Here is a 20,160-nt window from a genome sequence, read left to right on the forward strand (position 1 = left end):
TTCGGCCGGCGACAGGTTTTGGCCTGCCGCTTTTTGTGCTGCGATGGTTTTTCATGAGGCGTTGAAAGCCTGTTTGTCAAGGTTCACGCCCTCGCTACTTATTTTCGTAGCAAGGTGCCATCTACACCATTATTATCTCATATTTCAATAAAAAAAGGAAGGGATCTTATGACAAACGAGCCATACTACAGCAAAAGCGTATCCCAGGCGCTGGAGGCGCAGCAGGCCGACCAGAAGGGACTGTCCGACCAGCAGGCCCGGGCAGTACGGCCCCAACAAGCTCTCCGAGGGCAAGAAGAAGAGCGTGCTCCAGATCTTCCTGGAGCAGTTCAAGGACCTGCTGGTGGTCATCCTCATTGTGGCCGCCCTCATCTCCGCCGCGTCGGAGAATGTGGAGAGCACCATCGTCATTTTTGCCGTACTCATCCTCAACGCCATTCTGGGCACCGTCCAGTACCTGAAGGCGGAAAAATCCCTGGAAAGCCTGAAAGCCATGTCCTCCCCCACCGCCAAGGTGCTGCGGGGCGGCGTGCGGGTGGAGATCCCCTCCGCCGACGTGGTGCCCGGCGACATCGTGCTGCTGGAGGCCGGGGACATGGTGGTGGCCGACGGCCGGGTGCTGGAGAACTTCTCCCTCAAGGTCAATGAGTCCTCCCTCACCGGCGAGAGCGAGGGTGTGGAAAAGACCGCCGACGTGATCACCGGCGGCCAGGTGGCCCTGGGCGACCAGAAGAGCATGGTATTTTCCGGCTCCCTGGTGACCTACGGCCGGGCCACCGTGCTGGTCACCGCCACCGGCATGAATACCGAGCTGGGCAAGATTGCCGCCCTCATGAACCAGACCCAGCAGCGCAAGACCCCCCTGCAGCAGTCCCTGGACAGCTTCTCCGCCAAGCTGGCCATCGTGATCATGGCCATCTGCGCGGTGGTGTTTGCCCTGTCGGTGTTCCGTACCGGCATGGGAGTGCTGGACTCCCTCATGTTCGCCGTGGCCCTGGCGGTGGCCGCCATCCCCGAGGCCCTCAGCTCCATCGTCACCATTGTGCTGGCCATGGGCACCCAGAAGATGGCCAAACAGAACGCCATCATGAAGGACCTGAAGGCGGTGGAGAGCCTGGGGTGCGTGTCGGTGATCTGCTCGGACAAGACGGGCACTCTGACCCAGAACAAGATGACCCCCCAGAAGGTGTACGCCGACGGCTCCCTGCTGGAGGGGGACGACCTGGAGCTGGTCAACGACGTGCAGCGGCTGCTGCTCAAGGCCGCCCTGCTGGCCAGCGACGCCACCAACAATGAGGAGACCGGCGCCTCCATCGGCGACCCCACCGAGGTGGCCCTGGTGATGCTGGGAGAGAAGTTCGGGGTGGACGAGGAGAGCTACCGGGCCCAGCATCCCCGGCTGGGAGAGCTGGCCTTTGACTCCGACCGCAAGCTGATGAGCACCCTCCACGACATCGACGGCACCCCCACCCTGTTTACCAAGGGGGCCATCGACGTGCTGCTGGACCGGTCCAAGTGGCTGCTGACCCGGGAGGGGAAGGTGGAGCTGACCCCGGAGCGGAAAGAGGAGATCGCCCGGGTGAATATGGAGCTGTCCATGGAGGGCCTGCGGGTGCTGGCCTTCGCCTACCGGGAGCTGGAGGCCGTCCGGCCCCTGACCCTGGAGGATGAAAACGAGTTTACCTTCATCGGCCTTATCTCCATGATCGACCCGCCCCGGCCCGAGGCGGTGCAGGCGGTGGCCGACGCCAAGCGGGGCGGCATCCGCACCATCATGATCGCCGGCGACCACAAGGTGACCGCCTCCGCCATCGCCCGCCATCTGGGGATTTTCCGGGACGGGGACGAGGCGGTGTCCGGCCTGGAGCTGGACCAGATGACCGACGCCGATCTGGACGGACGGCTGGAGAAGATCTCGGTGTACGCCCGGGTGTCCCCCGAGCACAAGATCCGCATCGTCAACGCCTGGCAGCGGAAGGGGAACATCGTGTCCATGACCGGCGACGGCGTCAACGACGCCCCCGCCCTGAAGAAGGCGGATATCGGCGTGGCCATGGGCATCACCGGCACCGAGGTATCCAAGGACGCCGCCTCCATGATCCTGGCCGACGACAACTTCGCCACCATCGTCAAGGCGGTGGTCAACGGCCGCAGTGTGTACGCTAACATCAAAAACGCCATCCAGTTCCTGCTCAGCGGCAACACCGCCGGCATCTTCTGTGTGCTCTACGCCTCTCTGCTGGCCCTGCCGGTGCCCTTCCAGCCGGTCCACCTGCTGTTTATCAACCTGCTCACCGACTCCCTGCCCGCCATCGCCATAGGCATGGAGCCTGCACGCCGGGGCCTGCTGGACCAGAAGCCCCGGGACCCCAAGGAGCCCATCCTCAGCCGGGACCTGCTGACCCGCATCGGCGGCCAGGGCCTGCTCATCGCCATCGTCACCATGATTGCCTTCTACCTGGGCTATCAGGGGGGCGACGCCGTCCTGGCCTCCACCATGGCCTTCGCCACCCTCACCCTGGCCCGTCTGTTCCACGGCTTCAACTGCCGGGGCGACGCGTCCATCTTCCGCCTGAAGTTCTCCACCAACAAGTACTCCGTCATGGCCTTCTTTGCCGGCGTGGTGCTGCTGCTGGCGGTGCTCTTTATCCCCGGCCTGAAGGGCCTGTTTATGGTGGCTCCCGCTTTCGGAGTCGCCAACCTGGGAGAGATCGTTCTGCTGGCCTTCCTGCCCACTCTGGTCATCCAGATCATCAAGGTGATCGGGGATGTGCGCCGGGGCAAGGAGAACTGAAACTGAAAAATCCCTGTCCGCCGATGCGGACAGGGATTTTTTCATGCAAGGGGCAGCAGAGCGCTGGCGATGTTGAAGTAGACCACCAGGGAGATGGCGTCCACAATGGTGGTGATGAGGGGGGCGGCCATAATGGCCGGGTCGGCCTTGAAGAACTTGGCCGCCATGGGGAGCACGCCCCCCACCGTCTTGGCCAGCAGCACCGTGACAAACAGGGCGGCGGCCACCGTCAGGGCGGTGGCGGTCTGGCCCGGGTAGGTGAGGATGAGCCGGACATAGTTTACCGTGCTGAGGGCGGCCCCCACCAGCATGCTCACCCGCAGCTCCTTCCAAAAAACCCTGGCAAAGTCCCGCAGGCGGATCTCGCCCACCGCCATGCCACGGATCACCAGAGTGCTGGACTGGCTGCCGGCGTTGCCGCCGGTGTCGGTGAGCATGGGAATGAAGGTGACCAGCAAGGGCATGGCGGAGAAGGCCGCCTCATACCGGCCCAGGATGCCGCCGGTGATCATGCCGGAGATCATCAGCACCAGCAGCCACACAATGCGGTGCCGGGCCAGGGTGAACACCCCGGTTTTCAGATAGGGCCTTTCCGAGGGGGCCATGGCCGCCATCTTCTCAAAGTCCTCGGTGGCCTCCTCCTCCAGCACGTCCATGCCGTCGTCCACCGTGACGATGCCCACCAGCCGGCCCTCCCTGTCCACCACCGGCAGGGAGAGGAAATCGTATTTCATCAGCCGGGCCACCGCCTCCTCCCGGTCCTCGCCGGTCCCGGCGGTGATCACGTCCCGCTCCATCAGGTCGGCCACCAGGGCCTGGTCCCCGGCCAGCAGCAGCTCCCGGATGGTGACCACGCCCTCCAGACGCCGGGCGGCGTCGGTGACGTAGCAGGTATAGATGCTCTCCGAGTCCGCCCCCGTCCTGCGGATATGGGCGATGGCCTGGGCAACCGTCATGTCCCGCTTCAGGTCGGTAAATTCGGCGGTCATGATGCTGCCCACCGAGTTCTCCGGGTAGTGGAGGAACTGGTTGATGAGCTGCCGGGTGTCCGGCCGGGCGGCCTGGAGCACCCGCTTCACCACGCCGGCGGGCAACTCCTCCAGCAGGTCCACTGCGTCGTCCACCCACAGCTCCTCCACAATGGCGGACAGCTCCTGGTCGGTGGCCGCCTGGATCAGGGCCTGCTGGTCCTCCGGCGGCAGGTCGGAAAACACCTCCGCCGCCAGCTCCTTGGGCAGGGCCCGGAAGACCGCCAGCATCTCCGGCCGGTCCAGCTCATCCAGCAGCTCCGCCAGGTCGGCGGGGTGGGTCTGGGTCAGTGCGTCCCGCAGGGCGCACATATCCCGGCGCTCCAGCAGCTGCCGCAGCGCCTCCAGGGTCAGATTCTGTTTCATGGGTCTCTCCTCCTGTCGTTAAAATACAGCGAGGAAGTGACCAAAACAGGCGCGCCGCGGCAAAGCGTCCGGGTTTCATACCCGGCCGCTCCCCGCGGCGGAACCTTCCGTATTTGGGAACAGACAGCCGGGCCCCGCCCGGCCTGCCCTGCTTACAGGGAAAACCAGGCGGCGCCAGCCCTGTCCCCTGAGGGAAGCTCACAGCCCGCGTTGGTACTTCGTCCGCATAGGTCCACCTGATTTTCCTCCTTTTTCCTATTATTTTGCTAGCCTTTGGCTGCCGTTCGAGGATATCACACTTTCCCCCAAAAGGCAACCCCAAAAAACAGAAGGGCCCGCCCCCCAAGGGGACGAGACCCTTCTGGATCTGCCTTTAGAAAGGTTACTCCGCCTTGCGCTGACGGATCTCCTCGATCATCAGGGGGAGGACCTTGGCCACGTCCCCCACGATGCCCACGTCGGCCACGTCGAAGATGGGGGCGTCCTCATCCTTGTTGATGGCCACCACATAGCCCGAGCCGCTCATGCCGGACACGTGCTGGGTGGCGCCCGACACGCCGCAGGCGATGTACAGGGCGGGGGCCACGATCTTGCCCGACTGGCCCACCTGATGGGCCCGGGAGACCCAGCCGTCCTCGATGGCGGGACGGGTGGCGCCCACCACGCCGCCCAGCAGGGCGGCCAGCTCCTCCACCAGGGCAAACTGCTCCTTGGAGCCCATGCCCCGGCCGCCGGTGACGATGACCTTGGCCTCCTCCAGGTTGACCGCCTCGGAGAGCTCCTTCACCGCCTGGGCCACCTTGACCTTCACCGCGTCGGCGGGCACCTGGAGCTCCACCGGGGTAACGGGGCCGGCCTGGCCGGCCTCCGGCTTGGCAAAGGCGCCGGAGCGGGTGGTGGCTACCACCGGCAGGGTGTCCACCACCACGTCGTTGAGCACGGTGCCGCCGTACAGGGGCACGGTCCACACCGGGGTGTCCCCGTCCCAGGTCAGGGCGGTGGCGTCCTGGACGCTGCCCAGCCCCAGCCGGGCGCACAGCCGGGCGGTCATCTCCCGGCCCAGGGGGGTGTTGCCCGCCAGCACCGCCGCGGGCTCATACTGGGCGGCCAGCTGCTCCAGCGCCCAGGTGAAGGCGTCCGCCGCCCCGTCGGAATAGTCCCCGCCGGTGACGGCCAGCACGCCGTCAGCCAGAGGGGCAACCTTCTCCGCCGCCCCGGCGTTGTCCGTGCCCATCAGCACAGCCAGAACCTGCCCGCCGGTGTGCTGGGCCAGAGCCCGGGCGGGGGTGAGGCACTCCAGCGCCCCGTTCAGGGCCTTTCCGTCCTTTTGTTCCAGAAAGACCAGAATATCCTTGCGATTTCCCCAATCCATACCGCTCTCTCCTTTACAGCACCTTGGCGTCCGCCATCATGGCGATGGCCTTGGCCACGGTCTCCTCGCAGGTCTCCTCTTTGAGCTTCACGCCCGCCTGCCGCTTGGCCGGCTCGTACACCTTCACCACATGGCTGCCGGCGGCGCCGGGGGCCACGCCGCCCAGCGCGGCGGCGTCCAGGGTGGGAATGGGCATCTTGCGGGCGGCCAGCTTGCTCTTGATGGTGGGATAGCGGGGATCATAGGGGGGCTTGTTTACGGTGACCACGCAGGGCAGGGGGGCGTCCACCAGGCGGTAGCCCTCCTCGGTCTCCTGCTTGGCCTGCACGCCGGCGTCGGTCTGCTGGATGTCCACCAGGTCGGTGACCACCCCCACGCCCAGGGCCTCGGCCAGCTGGGGGCCCACCTGGCCGGAGGCCTTGTCGGTGGCCTCCCGGCCGCAGAAGATCAGGTCGAAGGGCTTGCCGGCGTCGGCCTCCAGCTTGCGGATGGCGGCGGCCAGGATCTTACTCTTGCCCAGGGTGTCCGCCCCCTCGAAGGAGGGGTCGGTGATGAGGCAGCCCTGATTGGCCCCCACCGCCAGGCAGGTCTTGACCGCGTCCTTGGCCCCCTCGGGGCCGATGGTGATGGCGGTGATGCTGCCGCCCACCGCCTCCTTCAGGCGGGTGGCCATCTCCAGAGCGTAGGTGTCAAATGCGTTGACCACGGGGGTGACCCCCTCCAGGTTCACCTCCTGGGTGCCGGGCTTCAGGTGGAGCTCCACCGAGTCGTCGGGCACCTGCTTGAGACATACCAGAATTTCCATGTCGTTACGCTCCCCGCCTTAGAATTTGCCGATGGTGTTGTTGGCCACCACGATGCGCTGCACCTCGTTGGTGCCCTCAAAGATCTGGAAGATCTTGGCGTCCCGCAGCAGCTTCTCCACCGGGTACTCCCGGCTGTAGCCGTAGCCGCCGAACATCTGGATGGCCTCGGAGGCCACCTCCATGGCGATGTCGGAGGCGTAGCACTTGGCGATGGCGGACTCCTTGGAGTAGGGCAGGCCCTGATCCATCAGGGTCAGGGAGTGGGCCACCATCTGGCGGGCGGTCTCGATCTTGATGGCCATGTCGGCCACCTTGAACTGGAGGGCCTGGTTCTTCAGCACGGGCTTGCCGAACTGGATGCGCTCCTTGCCGTAGGCGATGGCCTCCTCCATGGCCCGCTGGGCGATGCCGGTGGCCACGCAGCCCATCCAGGTCCGGGCCTGGTCCAGGGTCTTCATGGCGATGGAGAAGCCCTTGCCCTCCGCGCCGATCAGGTTGGAGGCGGGGATGCGGCAGTCCTCAAACACCACGTCGCAGGTGTTGGAGGTGCGGATGCCCATTTTGTCCTCCTCGTGGCCGGTGGACAGGCCGGGGGTGCCGGCCTCCACAAAGAACATAGACATACCCTTCACGCCGGCGGACTTGTCGGTCATGGCGGTGACGCAGTAGAAGGAGGCGATGCCGCCGTTGGTGATGAAGCACTTGCGGCCGTTGAGGATGTAGCTGTCGCCGTCCTTCACGGCGGTGGTCTTGCCGGCGCTGGCGTCGGAGCCGGCGCCCGGCTCGGTGAGGCAGAAGGCGCCGAAGCCACCGTCCACGATCAGCTGGCAGGCCCGCTTCTTCAGCTCCTCGCTGCCGGCGATCAGCACCGGCTTGGTGCCCAGGCCGCTGGCGGAGATGGTGGTGGCAAAGCCGGCGTCGGCCTTGGCCATCTCCTCAAACAGGGCGGCCACGTCCACCCGGCTCAGGCCCATGCCGCCGTACTCCTCGGGCACCTCCAGCATGTGCAGCTGCATCTCGATGGCCTTGTCGTAAATCTCCTTGGGCCACTCGCCGGAGCGGTCGTACTCCTTGCACTGCTCCTTGACTTCCTTCTCACAGAACTCCTTGACAGCGCCCAGCAGCTCCTGAGCCTCTTCCGAAATCAGATATGCCATAACGGGTTTCTCCTTCTATGTAAGTCGTCTTTCTATTACAGCTTGTAGCAGACCTTGCCGGGATTGAGCACCAGATTGGGGTCAAAGACCTCCTTGATGCCGCGCATCAGACGCATGTTGACCGGGCCCACCATCTGAGCCAGGTAGTCCAGCTTGCCGTGGCCGATGCCATGCTCGCCGGAGATCAGGCCGCCCAGCTCGGTGGCCTTGGCGTAGGCCTTCTCCATAAAGTCGGCCACCTGCTGTTCAAACGCGGCCAGCTCCATGTCGTTGGAGCAGGTGTAGATGTGCAGGTTGCCATCGCCGGCGTGGCCGAAGCTCTTGACCTCAAAGTCGTAGCCTTCGGAGATCTCCTTGATGTAGGTGACATAGTGGGCGATCTGGTTCACCGGCACCACCACGTCGCACTCGTCCAGCAGCTTGGTGTTGGCCTCAATGGCCTCCAGGAAGGTGGACCGGGCGGCCCAGGCGTCCTTCTTCAGCTGGGGAGTGTCGGCCACCAGCACGTCCAGGGCGCCCGCCTCCAGCACCACCTCGGAGGCCTGCTCGATGATTTCGGTGAGCTGATCCTCGTTCTCGCCGTCAAAGGTGACCAGCAGGTAGGCGTTGACGTCGGTGCCCTCAAAGGTCTGAGGGAAGGTGCTCTTGCCCAGGTAGCTCTCGGACAGGCGGACGATCTCCCGCTCCATGAACTCCAGGGCCTGGGGGTGGAGGTTGGCCATCATCAGCTTGGGCACGGTGGAGATGCAGTCCTCCAGGTTCTCGTAGAGCACCACCAGGCTGATGACCTCCTTGGGGGCGGGGATGAGCTTGAGAGTGAGCTCGGTGATGATGCCCAGGGTGCCCTCGGAGCCGATCATCAGGTTGAGCAGGGAGTAGCCCGAGCTGGTCTTGGACACGCTGGCCCCCAGATGGACGATCTCGCCGGTGGGCAGCACCACCGTCATGGCCCGCACATAGTCCCGGGTGGCGCCGTACTTCACCGCCCGCATGCCGCCGGCGTTGGTGGCCACGTTGCCCCCCAGGGTGGCGAACTTCTCGCCGGGATCGGGGGGATAGAGGAAACCCTGCTTGGCGGCGTCCTCCGCCAGGTCGTTGAGCAGCACGCCCGCCTGGACCCGGACCACCATGTTCTCGGTGTCGTAGGAGAGGATCTTGTTCATCTTGGTGGTGGACAGAACCACGCCGCCGTGGATGGCCACCGCGCCGCCAGTGAGGCCGGTGCCGGCGCCCCGGGGGGTGACGGGCACCCGGTTCTCGTTGCACAGCTTCATGACGGCGGCCACCTCCTCGGTGGTCAGGCACTCCGCCACCACCTCGGGCATGGCCTTGCCGTAGATGGGCATTTCGTCGTGGGAAAAGTCCTCGTTGATGTCCCCGTTCACGCTGATCCGGCCGGGCACGGCGGCCTTCAGGGCCTCAATCAGCTCGGGGGTGACCTTGTTGTACTGGCTCATAAAAACGCTCCCCTTTATTTGATAACATCACATCGGATTTGCCTTTACTTGCGTACGATGACCGAAACCCCGTCGGGAATGACGGTGATGGGGCTGTCTGCCTTACCCAGCAGCCGGTCGGCCAGGGCAATGGCGGCGGGCAGGTCGGCCGCCCAGTGGAGGTGCATGGCCTCCACCATCTCCCGGGGGGCCTGAGTCACCAGGATGACGGGGTGCTGCAGGAGCACCCGGCACAGGATCTGGGCCTCCCACTGGTCGGGGATGGTGCGGTCGCTGGGGGTGACCAGGAACCGGTCCATGATCTTCCGGTTGTCCGGCTCATGGGCGAAGGTGTCGTAGAAGGACTGGCCGCCGTGGCCGTCGCTGCAGGCGGAGACCATGATGATCACCCCGCCGGGGGCGCAGGTGGCCTCCGCCGCCGTCATGCCCTTCACCGACTGGTACAGGTTCTGGTCCAGGGGGTAGCCCCCGTTGGTGGTGATGACGATGGGAGCGGGAACCGCATCCACGCCGGAGAGCTGGTCTACAAAGGCGCACCCTGCCCGGTGGGCCTGGTCGAAGTGTCCGGCGAAGGCGGCGATCACCCGCTTGTCAGCGTCGATGACCACGTTGCAGATAAAAGCCAGCTTGGCCTGCTGGGCGGCATACAGCATATCCCGGTGAATGGGGTTGCCGTCCAGGATGCCGGTGCGGGCATTGGGACTGTCAATAAAGGCGGAGCAGTGGTTGGCCAGCACGGTCTCCCGGCTGGACACCCCCGGCAGCACGCTCTTGCGGCCGCCGGAGAACCCGGCGAAGAAGTGGGGCTCGATGAAGCCCTCTCCCACCAGCAGGTCGGCCTCCGCCGCCAGCTTGTTGATAAGCAGTTCCCCGCCGGAGGGCAGGGTGCCCAGGTGGACCATGTCCTCTTTTTTACCGCTCTCATGGATGACGAAGCGCAGCCCGGAGTGGCGGTAAAGCGTCTCGCCGTATTTGTCCAGCAGCTCGGCCTCGGTGGTGGGCCGGTGGAAGCCGGTGGCCACCAGTACGGTGATCTCCGCGTCGGGATTTCCCGCCCGGAGTTCCTCCACCAGCTGGGGCAGGATCACCTTGCTGGGTACCGGGCGGGTGTGGTCGCTGCTGAGGATGACCACTTTGTTCTTGCCCGCCGCCAGCTCCCGCAGGCGGGGGGAGCCGATGGGGTTTTCCAGGGCCTGACGCACCAGCTCCGGCTGGTCCGCCTTGGCCTGATAGCTGTGGGCCCTGGACTGGAGCACCCCGGCCAGGCGGCCGTCGGGGATGTCCGCCGTGATGTGCCCCCGGCCAAAGGGCAGTTTGAGTTGCGCCATATGCCGTTCCTCCTTCCGGTGCGCCGGTCACAGAACCAGGGCCGCCAGCGGGTGGGCCAGCAGCGCGATGAGACCGAACACCACTACAAACAGGATATAATATCCGATGGATTTCCGCAAGATGGTACTCTCCTGCCCCACCGTATCGGTGGCGGCGGTGGCGATGGAGATGCTCTGGGGGGAGATGATCTTGCCCGCCGTGGCGCCGATGGTGTTGGCGGCCACCAGCCAGACGGCGTCCATCCTCAGGGCGGAGGCGGTCTCCGCCTGCAGGCCGCTGAATAGCACCGAGGCGGAGGTGGCGCTGCCGGTGACGAAGGTGCCGATGGAGCCGATGAGGGGGGCCACAATGGGGTAGGCCGACCCGGTGACCGCCACCAGGAAGGCGGCGATGTCACTGGTCATGCCGCAGTAGCCCATGATCTTGGCCGCCGCCAGGATGGACACCAGGGTGATGATGGTCTTGGACATCTGCTTCAGGGTGGCCCACAGCACCTGGCCCATCACCTTCAGGCTGGCCTTCTGCAGGGCGCCGCCCACAAAGGCGGCGATAAAGATCAGTACGCCGGGGGTATTGACCCAGGAGAAGGTATAGGGGCTGGCCCCCTGGCCGGAGTAGATCACCACGTCGCTTTTGACGGCCGCCAGCAGGTTATGGATGGGGGGTACCAGGCTGGAGGTGGCCAGCAGCAGCACGAAGATCAGGATGAAGGGGGACCAGGCCAGCGCCCCGTCCCTGACGGTGAGGCCGGTCTGCTCCTGGGTCCTGGGCAGGGCGTATTGGGCGGGGGGTTCCCCCTTGAGCAGCTTGGAGAGAAGGATGGTTACCACCATGCACACTACCGAGCCGGTGACCGCCGGCAGCTCCGCCCCCACATACTTGGCGGTGAGAAACTCGGGGATCACGAAGGCCACTCCGGAGCCCAGGGCCACCGGCCAGACCCTCTTCAGGGCCCGGACCCCGCCGCCGGTCATCACCACCATCAGCAGGGGGGTGAGCACCACCATCAGGGCCAGCTGGAGCACCACCACCACCGCGGTGGGGCCGGCCTCCAGTCCCGCCACCGAGGCGGCGGTGATGGTGGGGATGCCGATGGAGCCGAAGGCGGTGGGGGTGGCGTTGGCCACCAGACATACCAGAGCGGAGAAGATGGGGTCGAAGCCCAGGCCGCACAGGATGCCTGCCGGAATGGCCACCGCGGTGCCGAAGCCCGCCATGCCCTCCATAAAGCCCCCAAAGCCCCAGGCGATCAGGAGCACCAGCACCCGTTTGTCCCGGGTCACCGCGGTGAGCATCCCCTTGATGCGCTCCATGGCCCCGGTGCGCACCGTCAGATTATAGGTGAACACCGCCGCCACGATCACCAGCGAGATGGGCCACAGGGCCATGACGGCTCCCTCCAGGCCGCCGGTCAAAACCTCCGTCCCCGGACTCTTCCAGTAGAACAGGGCCAGCAGCACGGTAAGCGCCAGCGCCAGGGGGCAGACCTGATAGGCGGGGCGTTTCCAGACGCTGAGGGCCACAGCCAGCCAGAGGATGGGAAGCAGAGCAAGCACAAACCGCACAAACACAGCCAGACACTCCCTTACACCGTCATTCTTATGGTAGAACCAAAAGAAAATCTATACGCACCCGTTTGCTTTTTTCAAAAGCAATATTAGGCGCATGACGGCAAAATGTCAAGGGAATATCCGGCTTTAATTGGCATTTAAGCTAAATTTGTATGGGTGCATAAGTTTCCTAGTGTCATTTTTGTGCAATTTTGGACCTACCAGTTTTTCGAATTGGCACTACTTTTACAACTTGTTGACTGATGTGGTATAATGGTTACAATCTGACAAGTCCACAGATATCGTTTGGAAAGGGAGGCTGAGCATATGGTGGAACAGCAGAAATCCTACGAGCACGTACTGACCTATTTGGAGGACGCCCTCCGGGATGGCAAGCTCACCCTGGGCCAGTCCCTGCCCCCCGAGCGGGAGCTGGCCGAGCAGCTGGGCATCAGCCGCAATTCCGTGCGGGAGGCCGTCCGCCTGCTGGAGCACATGGGCTTTCTGGTGAGCAGCCAGGGGGCGGGCAATTTCATCAGCTGCAACATCCAGCGCAATTTGCAGGATTCCTTTGACATGCTCATTCTGCTCCAGCAGATCGACTACCACCAGCTGGCCGAGCTGCGGTCGGGGCTGGAGCTGCAGGCGGCGCTGCTGGCGGTGGACCGGATCACCGACAGCCAGGTGGACCGGCTGGACAGCCTGGTGCGGCAGATGACCGCCTGCCCGCCGGAGATGGGGGCCCAGCTGGACAAGCAGCTCCACGACGAGATTGCCGCCATTTCGGGCAATCAGCTCATCATTCAGATTCTCCGGGCCCTGTCCTCCACCATCGACCGGTTCATCAGCGACATGCGCCGCCGGATCCTCCAGAATCCCCGCACCGGCAATCAGCTCCAGTACGCCCACGAGCAGATGGTGGACGCCCTGCGCCGCCGGGACAAGACCCACCTGATGCTGGCGGTGAACCACCATTTCAATGTGGTCAACAGCAACATGACGGCGGAAGAATAAACGGCAGAAAAAAACACCATCGCCTGAGGTGCCTTTTGACAAGGGAGACGTTGCAGGCGCCTGAAACCCGGAGAAAACGGGCGTAAAAGAACATAGGGCAGCAAGTACAAAAGGATCAGGGCTTGTTTAGCGGAGAATTCTACGCAGACGAGTCCAACCGAAAATTGGTAAAGGGTCATAGCTTCATCCCTGTGAGTGCATTTTGACACCAAAATGCTATGCTTGCGCGGACAGCGGCGCACTGCGCCGCTGTCTACCGTGTGGGGGCGGTGCTGCGCTTTTTCAAGGGCTGCGGTTTCTTTTTATGTGCGGTTTTTGGATCTTCTTTGGGGCTGCGGCGCTCATGTGGGGCAGCAGCCTGCGTTTCAAGAGGCGATCCCGCTTTTTCAGACGGCGGTGAAGGGGGGTCGCCCTCCGACTGCTCCGGCAGGTCCCCGTCCTCCAGAAGGGAGAGAAGGTCATCCGCCACCTCTTGGGGCGTGCGCTCCGGGACCTCCACGGTGTAGCCTGGGAGCAAAACACCGTTGACGCAAAACCGGCCCTTTTGATCCTGTGGGATAGGTGGGGAAATTTCCGTGAACAGGTGGGCGTAGGCTTTGATCCGGCCTTGCAGGTATCGCTCCATTTCCTCCTTAGTGGCAAACACTTTGTCGCTCTGCCCAGCGATCTTCCAGCCGGGGCCGGTGTAGTCGGGAGTAGGATGCTGGAGCGTATTATAATGAATATCCCAGGATAAAGCGCAGTTGATAAGAGTTCCATCCGGCTTCTTATGCTCGGACACGCGATACGACATTTTATACACCATGTTGCTCAATACGTGCCAGCCGAATTGATTGACTTTCCACTGGTTGGACGTGTGCTCCACCGGCAGGGCCCGCAAATACTCTCTTGCCTTACGGAGCGCCGCCGTCTCCGCCGCCTGTTTCTTCCATTCGGTCTCGATCTCAGAACATTTGGAGAAAATGGTTTTTTCCTTTGCCACGCTGGCCTCCTCCATGGCAGCTAATTCCTCCCGCGGCAGTTGGATCAGTTCCGCGACACGGTCCGCGTTTTTGTCCGAATAGTAATGGGCGGACATTTCGATCTCCCAGCCAGGGGTGATATGCGTGTATGCCATACCCGCCCTCCTATCGCACCAGTGCAGGCCGTTTTTTCAACGGCCCCTTCTTCTTGGCGGCAGGGGCGGGCTTGGCAGGCGGCGGTTTCTGCTTTCGCTCCGATGGCGGAGGCCCTGCGGCCAGTTCCGGCGGCGCTTGTACCGGCGTCTCCGGCTGAACCTCACCTCCGCTGGGTACGGCCTGCTCCGGTGGGGGCGAAACCTCCATATCCGCCTCATCCAGACAGTCCAGAAGGTCGCTGACCGTGACTTCCTCCCTGGCCAGGGGAGTGCGCAGGACGGAGTAGCCTTGCAACAGTTGGCCGTTGACGCAGAACAACGCCTTTGCCTCTATGGGAATCGGGGGAGAAATACTCTCAAAATATTCCGCATACTGGTCAAATTTGCTCTGGATATACTTCTGTGCCCCTGCCAGGGTCTTATACTTTTTCGCACCCTCATACACGATCCGCTTTTTGGGCCCCCGGTCATAGTAGGAGTGGTATTTTACCTGAGCGAGGCCGGGGGCGGTGTATTGCAGTTCCCAGGACAACTTCCACTCATCCCTAAACTTGATGATGCTGAAAGTCATTTTGTAGACCAGGTTGCTGATCTCCCAGGAGCCATCTTTGCGCTGTTTCCACTCGTTGCCGGTGTGCTCCACCACAGGGGTTTTCAGGTATTCAATAGCCTTGGTCAGCAGAAGGGTCTGTGCCCCGTGTGCGTCCCAGGCTTTGGCCGCTGCTTGCACTTCCGTAAAAATCTTCTTTTCCGCCGCCTTGCTCTCTTTCAACTGCTGTTCCAGTTCCTTGATGGGGGTATTCAGAAAGGGCTTGAAGTTGGCATTTTCGCCTAAGTATCGCATTTGCCGGCGGACAAAGAAGTCAGTGCCCTCTTGCAGGTCCCCCGTATAACTGCCGACTTCATAAAAGGATTTCTTTGCCATTTCCTCGATTCACCTCCAATCTGGCCGAGCTGCCCTGTCCCGGTGTATTGCGGCCTTCTTCATGGCAAATCTATCGGTTGAGTACCGGGCTGTGCCGTCTTTTGGCGGCGCTCCAGGGCCGGGAGAGCTGGTAGTCGGGGGATAATTGCTTTGCCTCAAACTCCGCCACCGTCAGTTGACCGATGCCCTGCTCCTTAAAATTGCCGGGGGATAAGTCCAGATACCTCTTCTCCGGCAGGTGGATGGGGCTGGCGGTGAGCACTGTCCCGAAATGCTCCACCAGGACACGCCGTGCCAGCAGGCCGGGCTGGCTCCAGTCCTCCGCGTCCGTCTGCATATCATAGGCATACATCCCCTTGGGAACGGTGGTGCGGTCTACGCGCAGTGTGGTGAACAGGGCGGGGATGCCTAAAATTTCCACTTCCTCAAACCGGGCTGTGCCCGCATTGACAGAATACATAAACGATCCTCCTATCTTTCCTCGATTTGCTGAGGCTTTTTGATTTTGGGCCGAAAGCGGGGAACAAGGGGCAGGTCCACGGCGATCCGGTGCCGCTCGGCCAACTGCGCCGGGGTGACGCGGGTCTTGCAGGTGTAGACGCCGATCCTGATGCACTGTGTCAGCCGCCGGTCAAACGGGATGTGGTTTCGCTCCTCCCACTGTCCCACCGCCTGGGCCTGCTCCTTCATGGTCTCGCGCACATCCAGGTTGTCCCGTGACGGCTGCAATTCATACTGGATCAACTGGTCCGGGGTCAGAGGGGCGCGATAGGTCACTTCCCCCCAGGCCCGGTATGCGCCGTGTTCCACGCTGATCCGGTCATCGTAGTTGAGAAATCCCACCAGAGGATTGTCTGGCTCCTTGGGATAAGTCCCAAGGTCCACGGGCCGCTGGGTGGAGTAGTAGAGATATAATTCCTGCTGTTTCATAGGCGCCGCCCCCTATCGCTCAGGGGTAAGACGGACCTTTGGGCGCTGCGGCCGTCTGGCCTGCTCCTGTTTCAGACGGCGGATTTTGACCTTCACCGACTGCCGGGGGCTCTCGCCTCCCTCTGCCTGTTGTGGGGGCTGCGCCATCTCACCCAACACCGCCTCCCGGCTGGCAGGGACCGGGGGTGCCGCCCTTTGCTCCGCCTGATTTGTGTGCTCCTCCTGTGGATCGGCCCCATTCGCCGCCCGGCGCAGGCTGAAAACGGTCTTTGCCGCTTTTTCTTCAAACGATGTCCTCTGGCCCTCCGGCAGGACGGCGGCCTGCCCCTGCAACTGCTGTTCCAGTTCGGAAATAGCGCAGTGACGCTGGAAATATTGCAGGGTGCCTTGGGACAGGTCCTCCAGGCTCTCCCGGATAAAGGGGGTAAATTCCTCTTCCAACTGGAGGCGGTATGCCTCCGGGGCCTGCTGGAACAGGGCCGAGACACGGTTCGGGTCGGCGCGGTAGGTCTCTAAATGCCGCTCCATCTGTTCCAGCAGACTGCCGCCCGCCCCGATGTGGAGGGGGAGGCAGTAGCAGTCTGTCCGGCCATCCCGGATATAGTCGATCCGCACCTTGACTGGCTGGGCGGGCAATTCCTCCTCCCGGTAGGCGGCGTCCATCTCCGCCACATACACATTCGCCAGGGACAAGGGCATTTGCTTTCCAATGGGGAAATTCCTGTCAATGATCCCTGTTACGGTGACGATGGGCTCCGCGCCTTCCTCCATGGTGGAGAGAGGGGCGTCCGGCCCGCCCTCTAAAAACGGCGGTTTCATTAGTTCGTCCACGGCGGCGGAAATATCCTGGGTGAAGGTCCGCCATTTGTCCGCCACCGCCCGGACCGTACACACGCCGCGCTTGAAAAAGCCGGTCACGATATGGGCGCTCTCACCCAAAAGGTCTTTCATATCGCGCCGTAAGTTGCCGGTGATCTCTCTCATCCGGCTGTTAGCCTCCATTCTTGCTCACTCCTTTTTCAAATTTTTTTCACGTTTGGCCGGGAAATTGTCGAAACGCGTCTCAAATCGAGACGAATTAACGGAGAACCTCTTATCTGGCGGGGGCGTCCTGCCGCCTGCGCCTGGCTGTGCGGCCAGCCTTTCGCTGACGGTGGGAAGGTGCCTTTTGAAGTTCCTTTTCCGGCCCCTCGATGCCGGCGATCAGTTCGGCGGCAAGGGCATGGATGCGCCCGATGGACGCCTTCAGTACCTCCAGATCTTTGCCCCGGCTCCAGTCCGCAACATAGGCGAAGGAGTAGTCTGCCGTGTCGATGCCGAAGTGCTGGCAGACCACATAGGCCACGCTCTCCGCCTCCACCTCGCGAGTGCTCCGGTCCGGCCTGGTTTCCTCCAGTATATCCAGCGGAGAATGTAGTTTGGCGTGGGCGACCTCATGCACCAGCGTCTTGATGGTCTGTACCTGGCTCATGCCGGGCTGAATCACGATCCTCTGTTCCACATAACTGCAATACCCCTTCGCCGCGCCGGGAAACGCCTCAAATACCACTGGCAGAGGGGACAAGGCGACCAGCGCCGAAACAATGCGTTCGTACTCCGCCACATCGCCGGACAGTTCCATCACGCCCAACGTGGGGAGTTCTTTTCCCTCGGTTTGGGAAACATCAAACACGGTCACGATCCTGTATGTGACCGTCTCCGTCTTGACCCACTCCATGATGGGCTGGCCGTCCGCGCCATACACCGGCTGGTTGGTCTCCAGGTCCCGTTTCTCCTGCTGAACCCATCTCCGGTGAGTGGAAGGGGCCAAAATCTGGATGCCGTGCTCATGGGCCTTGACGTGGCGGCCAAACTTGTTTTTCCAGTCATTGTAGCCCGCCACGCAGGTGGCATCTGGCCGCTGCATGAAGATCAGCAGGATATTTCTGAAACTGTAATGGTGGAATTTTGACATAGTGGTGAGGTATTCCGTGTACTGATCGCTTTCAAAAATATGGGAGACGCCAGTTTCCAGTTTGTCCGTCAGGGCCTTTAACCGCGCCTCCGACGCCTCCGATTGACCATTCATGCCGCGGTTCACCTCCTTGGGGAATGAAAAAAGCGCCCTTTGGGGCGCTCATCTCTCCTGATCTTCATGCTTACGCGGCCTGCGGATGGGCGGTTCCGTTTCCCGCACTTCTTTCACACGCCGCTGAAAATCTTTTTCCGCAGCCTCACGCTTGGAAAAGTAGTGGCCGAACGTAAAGTCTTGGAATTGCCTATGGGCGTATGCTTTCCAGGTCACATAGGGCTACACGGCGTTGGGGTTATAGGCCAGGACGATTTCCACTGTCTTGAACTGCCTGCTCTTGATGACCCTGTAGCCCATGCACGATCTGTTCTCCCCCATGGCAAATCACCTCGATGGTTCCGGCTTTTTCTTGCCGTCCTTATCCGCCTGGGCTTTGGCCTTCTGGCGCTCCAGGGCCTTCTTCCGAAGGTCCAGCGCCTCCAGAACGCCCCGTTTCACATCAGGGATGGTGGTACGCTTGTCGGGGAAGTAGGGCCGCAGGTCCTCTTCCATCAGCGTGATTTTCAGCGGTGGGGTCTCTTCCCGCTTGGTGGGGGCCACCGCCTGCTCGATCTTCTCCTTGGTCAGTTTACCCTCCTGGCTGGCCTTTTTTAACTCCACCGCTTGGGCTCCGGTGGGCACCTTATCCTCCTTCTGGATGGCGTCGGCCACTGCCGCCTGCTCCTCCTTCTTTAGGTAGGACAGATCCGCGGCGGTGTGGACCGGGAGAGTTTTGTCCTCCACCATCTGCTGCAACTCCGGTGTCAGGTTGTTCAAACGCACCAGTTTTTGGATGTTGCTCCGGCTCTCTCCGGTCTGCTGGGCCGACTCCTCATCGGCGCGCATGGGCTTTTTCCCCGATGCTTCCAGCGCGGCAGTTTCCTCCTTGGAACGGCGACCCGCCTTGTGCCGCATGGCCTCCAGTTTCATCGCGTAGGCGCGGGCCTTCTCCATGGGGCTGATGTTCTCCCGTTTTAGGTTGGCGTCCACCATGGAGATAACGGCCTCGTCCCGGTCCAGTTGCCGGACAATGACCGGCATGGTGGCGATCCCGGCCAGTTCGCAAGCCCTGCGGCGGCGGTGGCCGGAGATCATTTCATAGCCGCCCGCCTGACGGGGAATGACGACCACAGGCTCCAAAACGCCGAATTTTTTGATACTGTCCACCAGATCCATCATGTCCTTGTCATCCTTCACGTTGAACGGATGGCCCTCAAAGGGGTGAATTTCAGAGACCTTCAGCGTGGTGATAAGTTCCGACTGCCCTTCGTGGGTGAGAGGCAGTTTGAAGTCCTCCGGGATCTCCGCCTCATCCGCCTTATCCTTGGGGGCCTCCTGGGCGGTCGGAGCGGCGGTCTTATCCTTGGCGGGGGCGTTAGGCGGGATCAACTTGCCGGGAATGGGGAGAGGCTTATCCGAATGGCGGGCGCGGCGGTAATCCGACGCCTCCTTCAGCGACATATCATAGACATCTGCCCTGACCTCCAGCATACCGGCCTTCTTAATGGCCTGCATCCGGTGGAAACCGTCTACCAGTTGATACTCGCCGTCCTCCCGCCGGCGGAGGATGACCGGCTCCTTCAGGCCCTCCGACTTGATGCCCTGGATCATGGCGGAGTAATCTGCCTTGGGCTGGTCCTTCACATACGTCCCCGGCAGGTCATGAATTTTAGACAGGGGAATGAAGCGGTGCTGTCCCGCCTCATCTGACTTTTCGGCAGTGGGATTCTCCGCCTCTTTTGTCTCCTTGTCCTTCTTATCGTCCGTGGCCTTGCTGGAATCTGCCTTTTTAGGCGGGGCGTCGGCATCCTTCTCCGCTGGCACCTTTTTTGGATCAGCGGTATCGGCGGATTTAGGCACTTCGGCCGATTTACCATCTTTCGGGGGAACGGTATCAGAGGCTTTGGGTGCGGGCGCAGCCTTGGTGTCTCCGACCGGAGTTTTATCGCCCTGGGGCGCTTTCGAGGGATCGACAGGGGGAGCCTTGGGATCAGCCGGGGCTTTCACGTCTCCAGCGGGGGCCTTTTCCGGCTTTGCCTCCTTCGGAAGGGCGGCGTCGGGGGCCTTGGGGGTGGTCTCCGCCTTGGGCTGTTCCAGGGGCTTACCCGCTGCGGGAGCATCCTTTACAGTAGGAGACTGCTTGGGGGCCGCGTCCACCTTGGACGGCTCCGGGGGTTTGGCCTGGGGAGCGGTCCCGGCCGATTTAAGGTCCATCGTGATTTGGACCGGCTCGGCCCCTTTTTTCTCCCCGGCGGCGGGGGGATC

At 62.5% G+C, this 20,160-nt stretch carries 15 protein-coding genes and 1 pseudogene; 2 read left to right on the plus strand and 14 right to left on the minus strand.

Features of this window, described 5'->3' with window-relative positions; all coding sequences use genetic code 11:
* The first annotated feature begins 168 nt into the window (after positions 1–168).
* Positions 169–2,794: pseudogene (locus B5E43_RS13915) on the plus strand (cation-translocating P-type ATPase).
* Positions 2,795–2,835: 41 nt separating this feature from the next.
* Here the strand turns inward: B5E43_RS13915 and mgtE are convergent.
* The 7 genes from mgtE to B5E43_RS13950 all read right to left on the minus strand — a co-directional run bounded on the left by mgtE (position 2,836) and on the right by B5E43_RS13950 (position 11,880).
* Positions 2,836–4,188, minus strand: coding sequence for a magnesium transporter (mgtE, locus tag B5E43_RS13920; RefSeq protein WP_087397685.1), 1,353 nt, complete (start codon positions 4,186–4,188; stop codon positions 2,836–2,838).
* A 382-nt stretch (positions 4,189–4,570) separates the two neighbouring features.
* A complete protein-coding gene (locus B5E43_RS13925) occupies positions 4,571–5,560 on the minus strand; it encodes an electron transfer flavoprotein subunit alpha/FixB family protein (RefSeq protein ID WP_087240457.1) in 990 nt (329 codons plus the stop codon).
* Positions 5,561–5,573: 13 nt separating this feature from the next.
* The gene (locus B5E43_RS13930; RefSeq protein ID WP_087240455.1) at positions 5,574–6,365 is read right to left on the minus strand and encodes an electron transfer flavoprotein subunit beta/FixA family protein; all 792 of its coding nucleotides are present in this window, start codon (positions 6,363–6,365) and stop codon (positions 5,574–5,576) included.
* An 18-nt stretch (positions 6,366–6,383) separates the two neighbouring features.
* On the minus strand, positions 6,384–7,523 hold the full coding sequence (locus B5E43_RS13935) for an acyl-CoA dehydrogenase family protein (RefSeq protein ID WP_087240453.1): 1,140 nt from the start codon (positions 7,521–7,523) through the stop codon (positions 6,384–6,386).
* A 35-nt stretch (positions 7,524–7,558) separates the two neighbouring features.
* Positions 7,559–8,980, minus strand: a complete 1,422-nt coding sequence (locus B5E43_RS13940; RefSeq protein ID WP_087240451.1) for an FAD-binding oxidoreductase — start codon at positions 8,978–8,980, stop codon at positions 7,559–7,561.
* 44 nt (positions 8,981–9,024) lie between these two features.
* Positions 9,025–10,308, minus strand: coding sequence for a nickel-dependent lactate racemase (larA, locus tag B5E43_RS13945; protein ID WP_087397686.1), 1,284 nt, complete (start codon positions 10,306–10,308; stop codon positions 9,025–9,027).
* A gap of 27 nt (positions 10,309–10,335) precedes the next feature.
* Positions 10,336–11,880, minus strand: a complete 1,545-nt coding sequence (locus tag B5E43_RS13950) for a lactate permease LctP family transporter (protein ID WP_087397688.1) — start codon at positions 11,878–11,880, stop codon at positions 10,336–10,338.
* Between the two features lie 306 nt (positions 11,881–12,186).
* Between B5E43_RS13950 and B5E43_RS13955 the strand changes: the two genes are divergently transcribed.
* Positions 12,187–12,873: a FadR/GntR family transcriptional regulator gene (locus tag B5E43_RS13955; RefSeq protein ID WP_087240445.1), complete on the plus strand. Its 687-nt coding sequence runs from the start codon at positions 12,187–12,189 to the stop codon at positions 12,871–12,873.
* Positions 12,874–13,126: 253 nt separating this feature from the next.
* Here the strand turns inward: B5E43_RS13955 and B5E43_RS13960 are convergent, their stop codons facing one another.
* From B5E43_RS13960 to B5E43_RS13990, 7 genes are all read right to left on the minus strand, one after another.
* Complete coding sequence (locus tag B5E43_RS13960; protein ID WP_087397690.1) at positions 13,127–13,990, minus strand: hypothetical protein; 864 nt, start codon at positions 13,988–13,990, stop codon at positions 13,127–13,129.
* Positions 13,991–14,000: 10 nt separating this feature from the next.
* Complete coding sequence (locus B5E43_RS13965) at positions 14,001–14,915, minus strand: hypothetical protein (RefSeq protein ID WP_087397692.1); 915 nt, start codon at positions 14,913–14,915, stop codon at positions 14,001–14,003.
* Between the two features lie 70 nt (positions 14,916–14,985).
* A complete protein-coding gene (locus B5E43_RS13970) occupies positions 14,986–15,375 on the minus strand; it encodes an LPD28 domain-containing protein (RefSeq protein ID WP_087397694.1) in 390 nt (129 codons plus the stop codon).
* Between the two features lie 11 nt (positions 15,376–15,386).
* Positions 15,387–15,845, minus strand: a complete 459-nt coding sequence (locus tag B5E43_RS13975; protein WP_087397696.1) for a hypothetical protein — start codon at positions 15,843–15,845, stop codon at positions 15,387–15,389.
* Positions 15,846–15,857: 12 nt separating this feature from the next.
* Complete coding sequence (locus B5E43_RS13980) at positions 15,858–16,847, minus strand: hypothetical protein (protein WP_087397698.1); 990 nt, start codon at positions 16,845–16,847, stop codon at positions 15,858–15,860.
* Positions 16,848–16,938: 91 nt separating this feature from the next.
* Positions 16,939–17,913, minus strand: coding sequence for an ArdC-like ssDNA-binding domain-containing protein (locus B5E43_RS13985; RefSeq protein ID WP_087397700.1), 975 nt, complete (start codon positions 17,911–17,913; stop codon positions 16,939–16,941).
* A 327-nt stretch (positions 17,914–18,240) separates the two neighbouring features.
* On the minus strand, positions 18,241–20,160 hold a 1,920-nt coding region (locus tag B5E43_RS13990), incomplete at its 5' end, for a ParB/RepB/Spo0J family partition protein (RefSeq protein WP_087397702.1).

The sequence above is a fragment of the Flavonifractor sp. An100 genome (assembly GCF_002161175.1).
Lineage (GTDB): Bacteria > Bacillota > Clostridia > Oscillospirales > Oscillospiraceae > Lawsonibacter.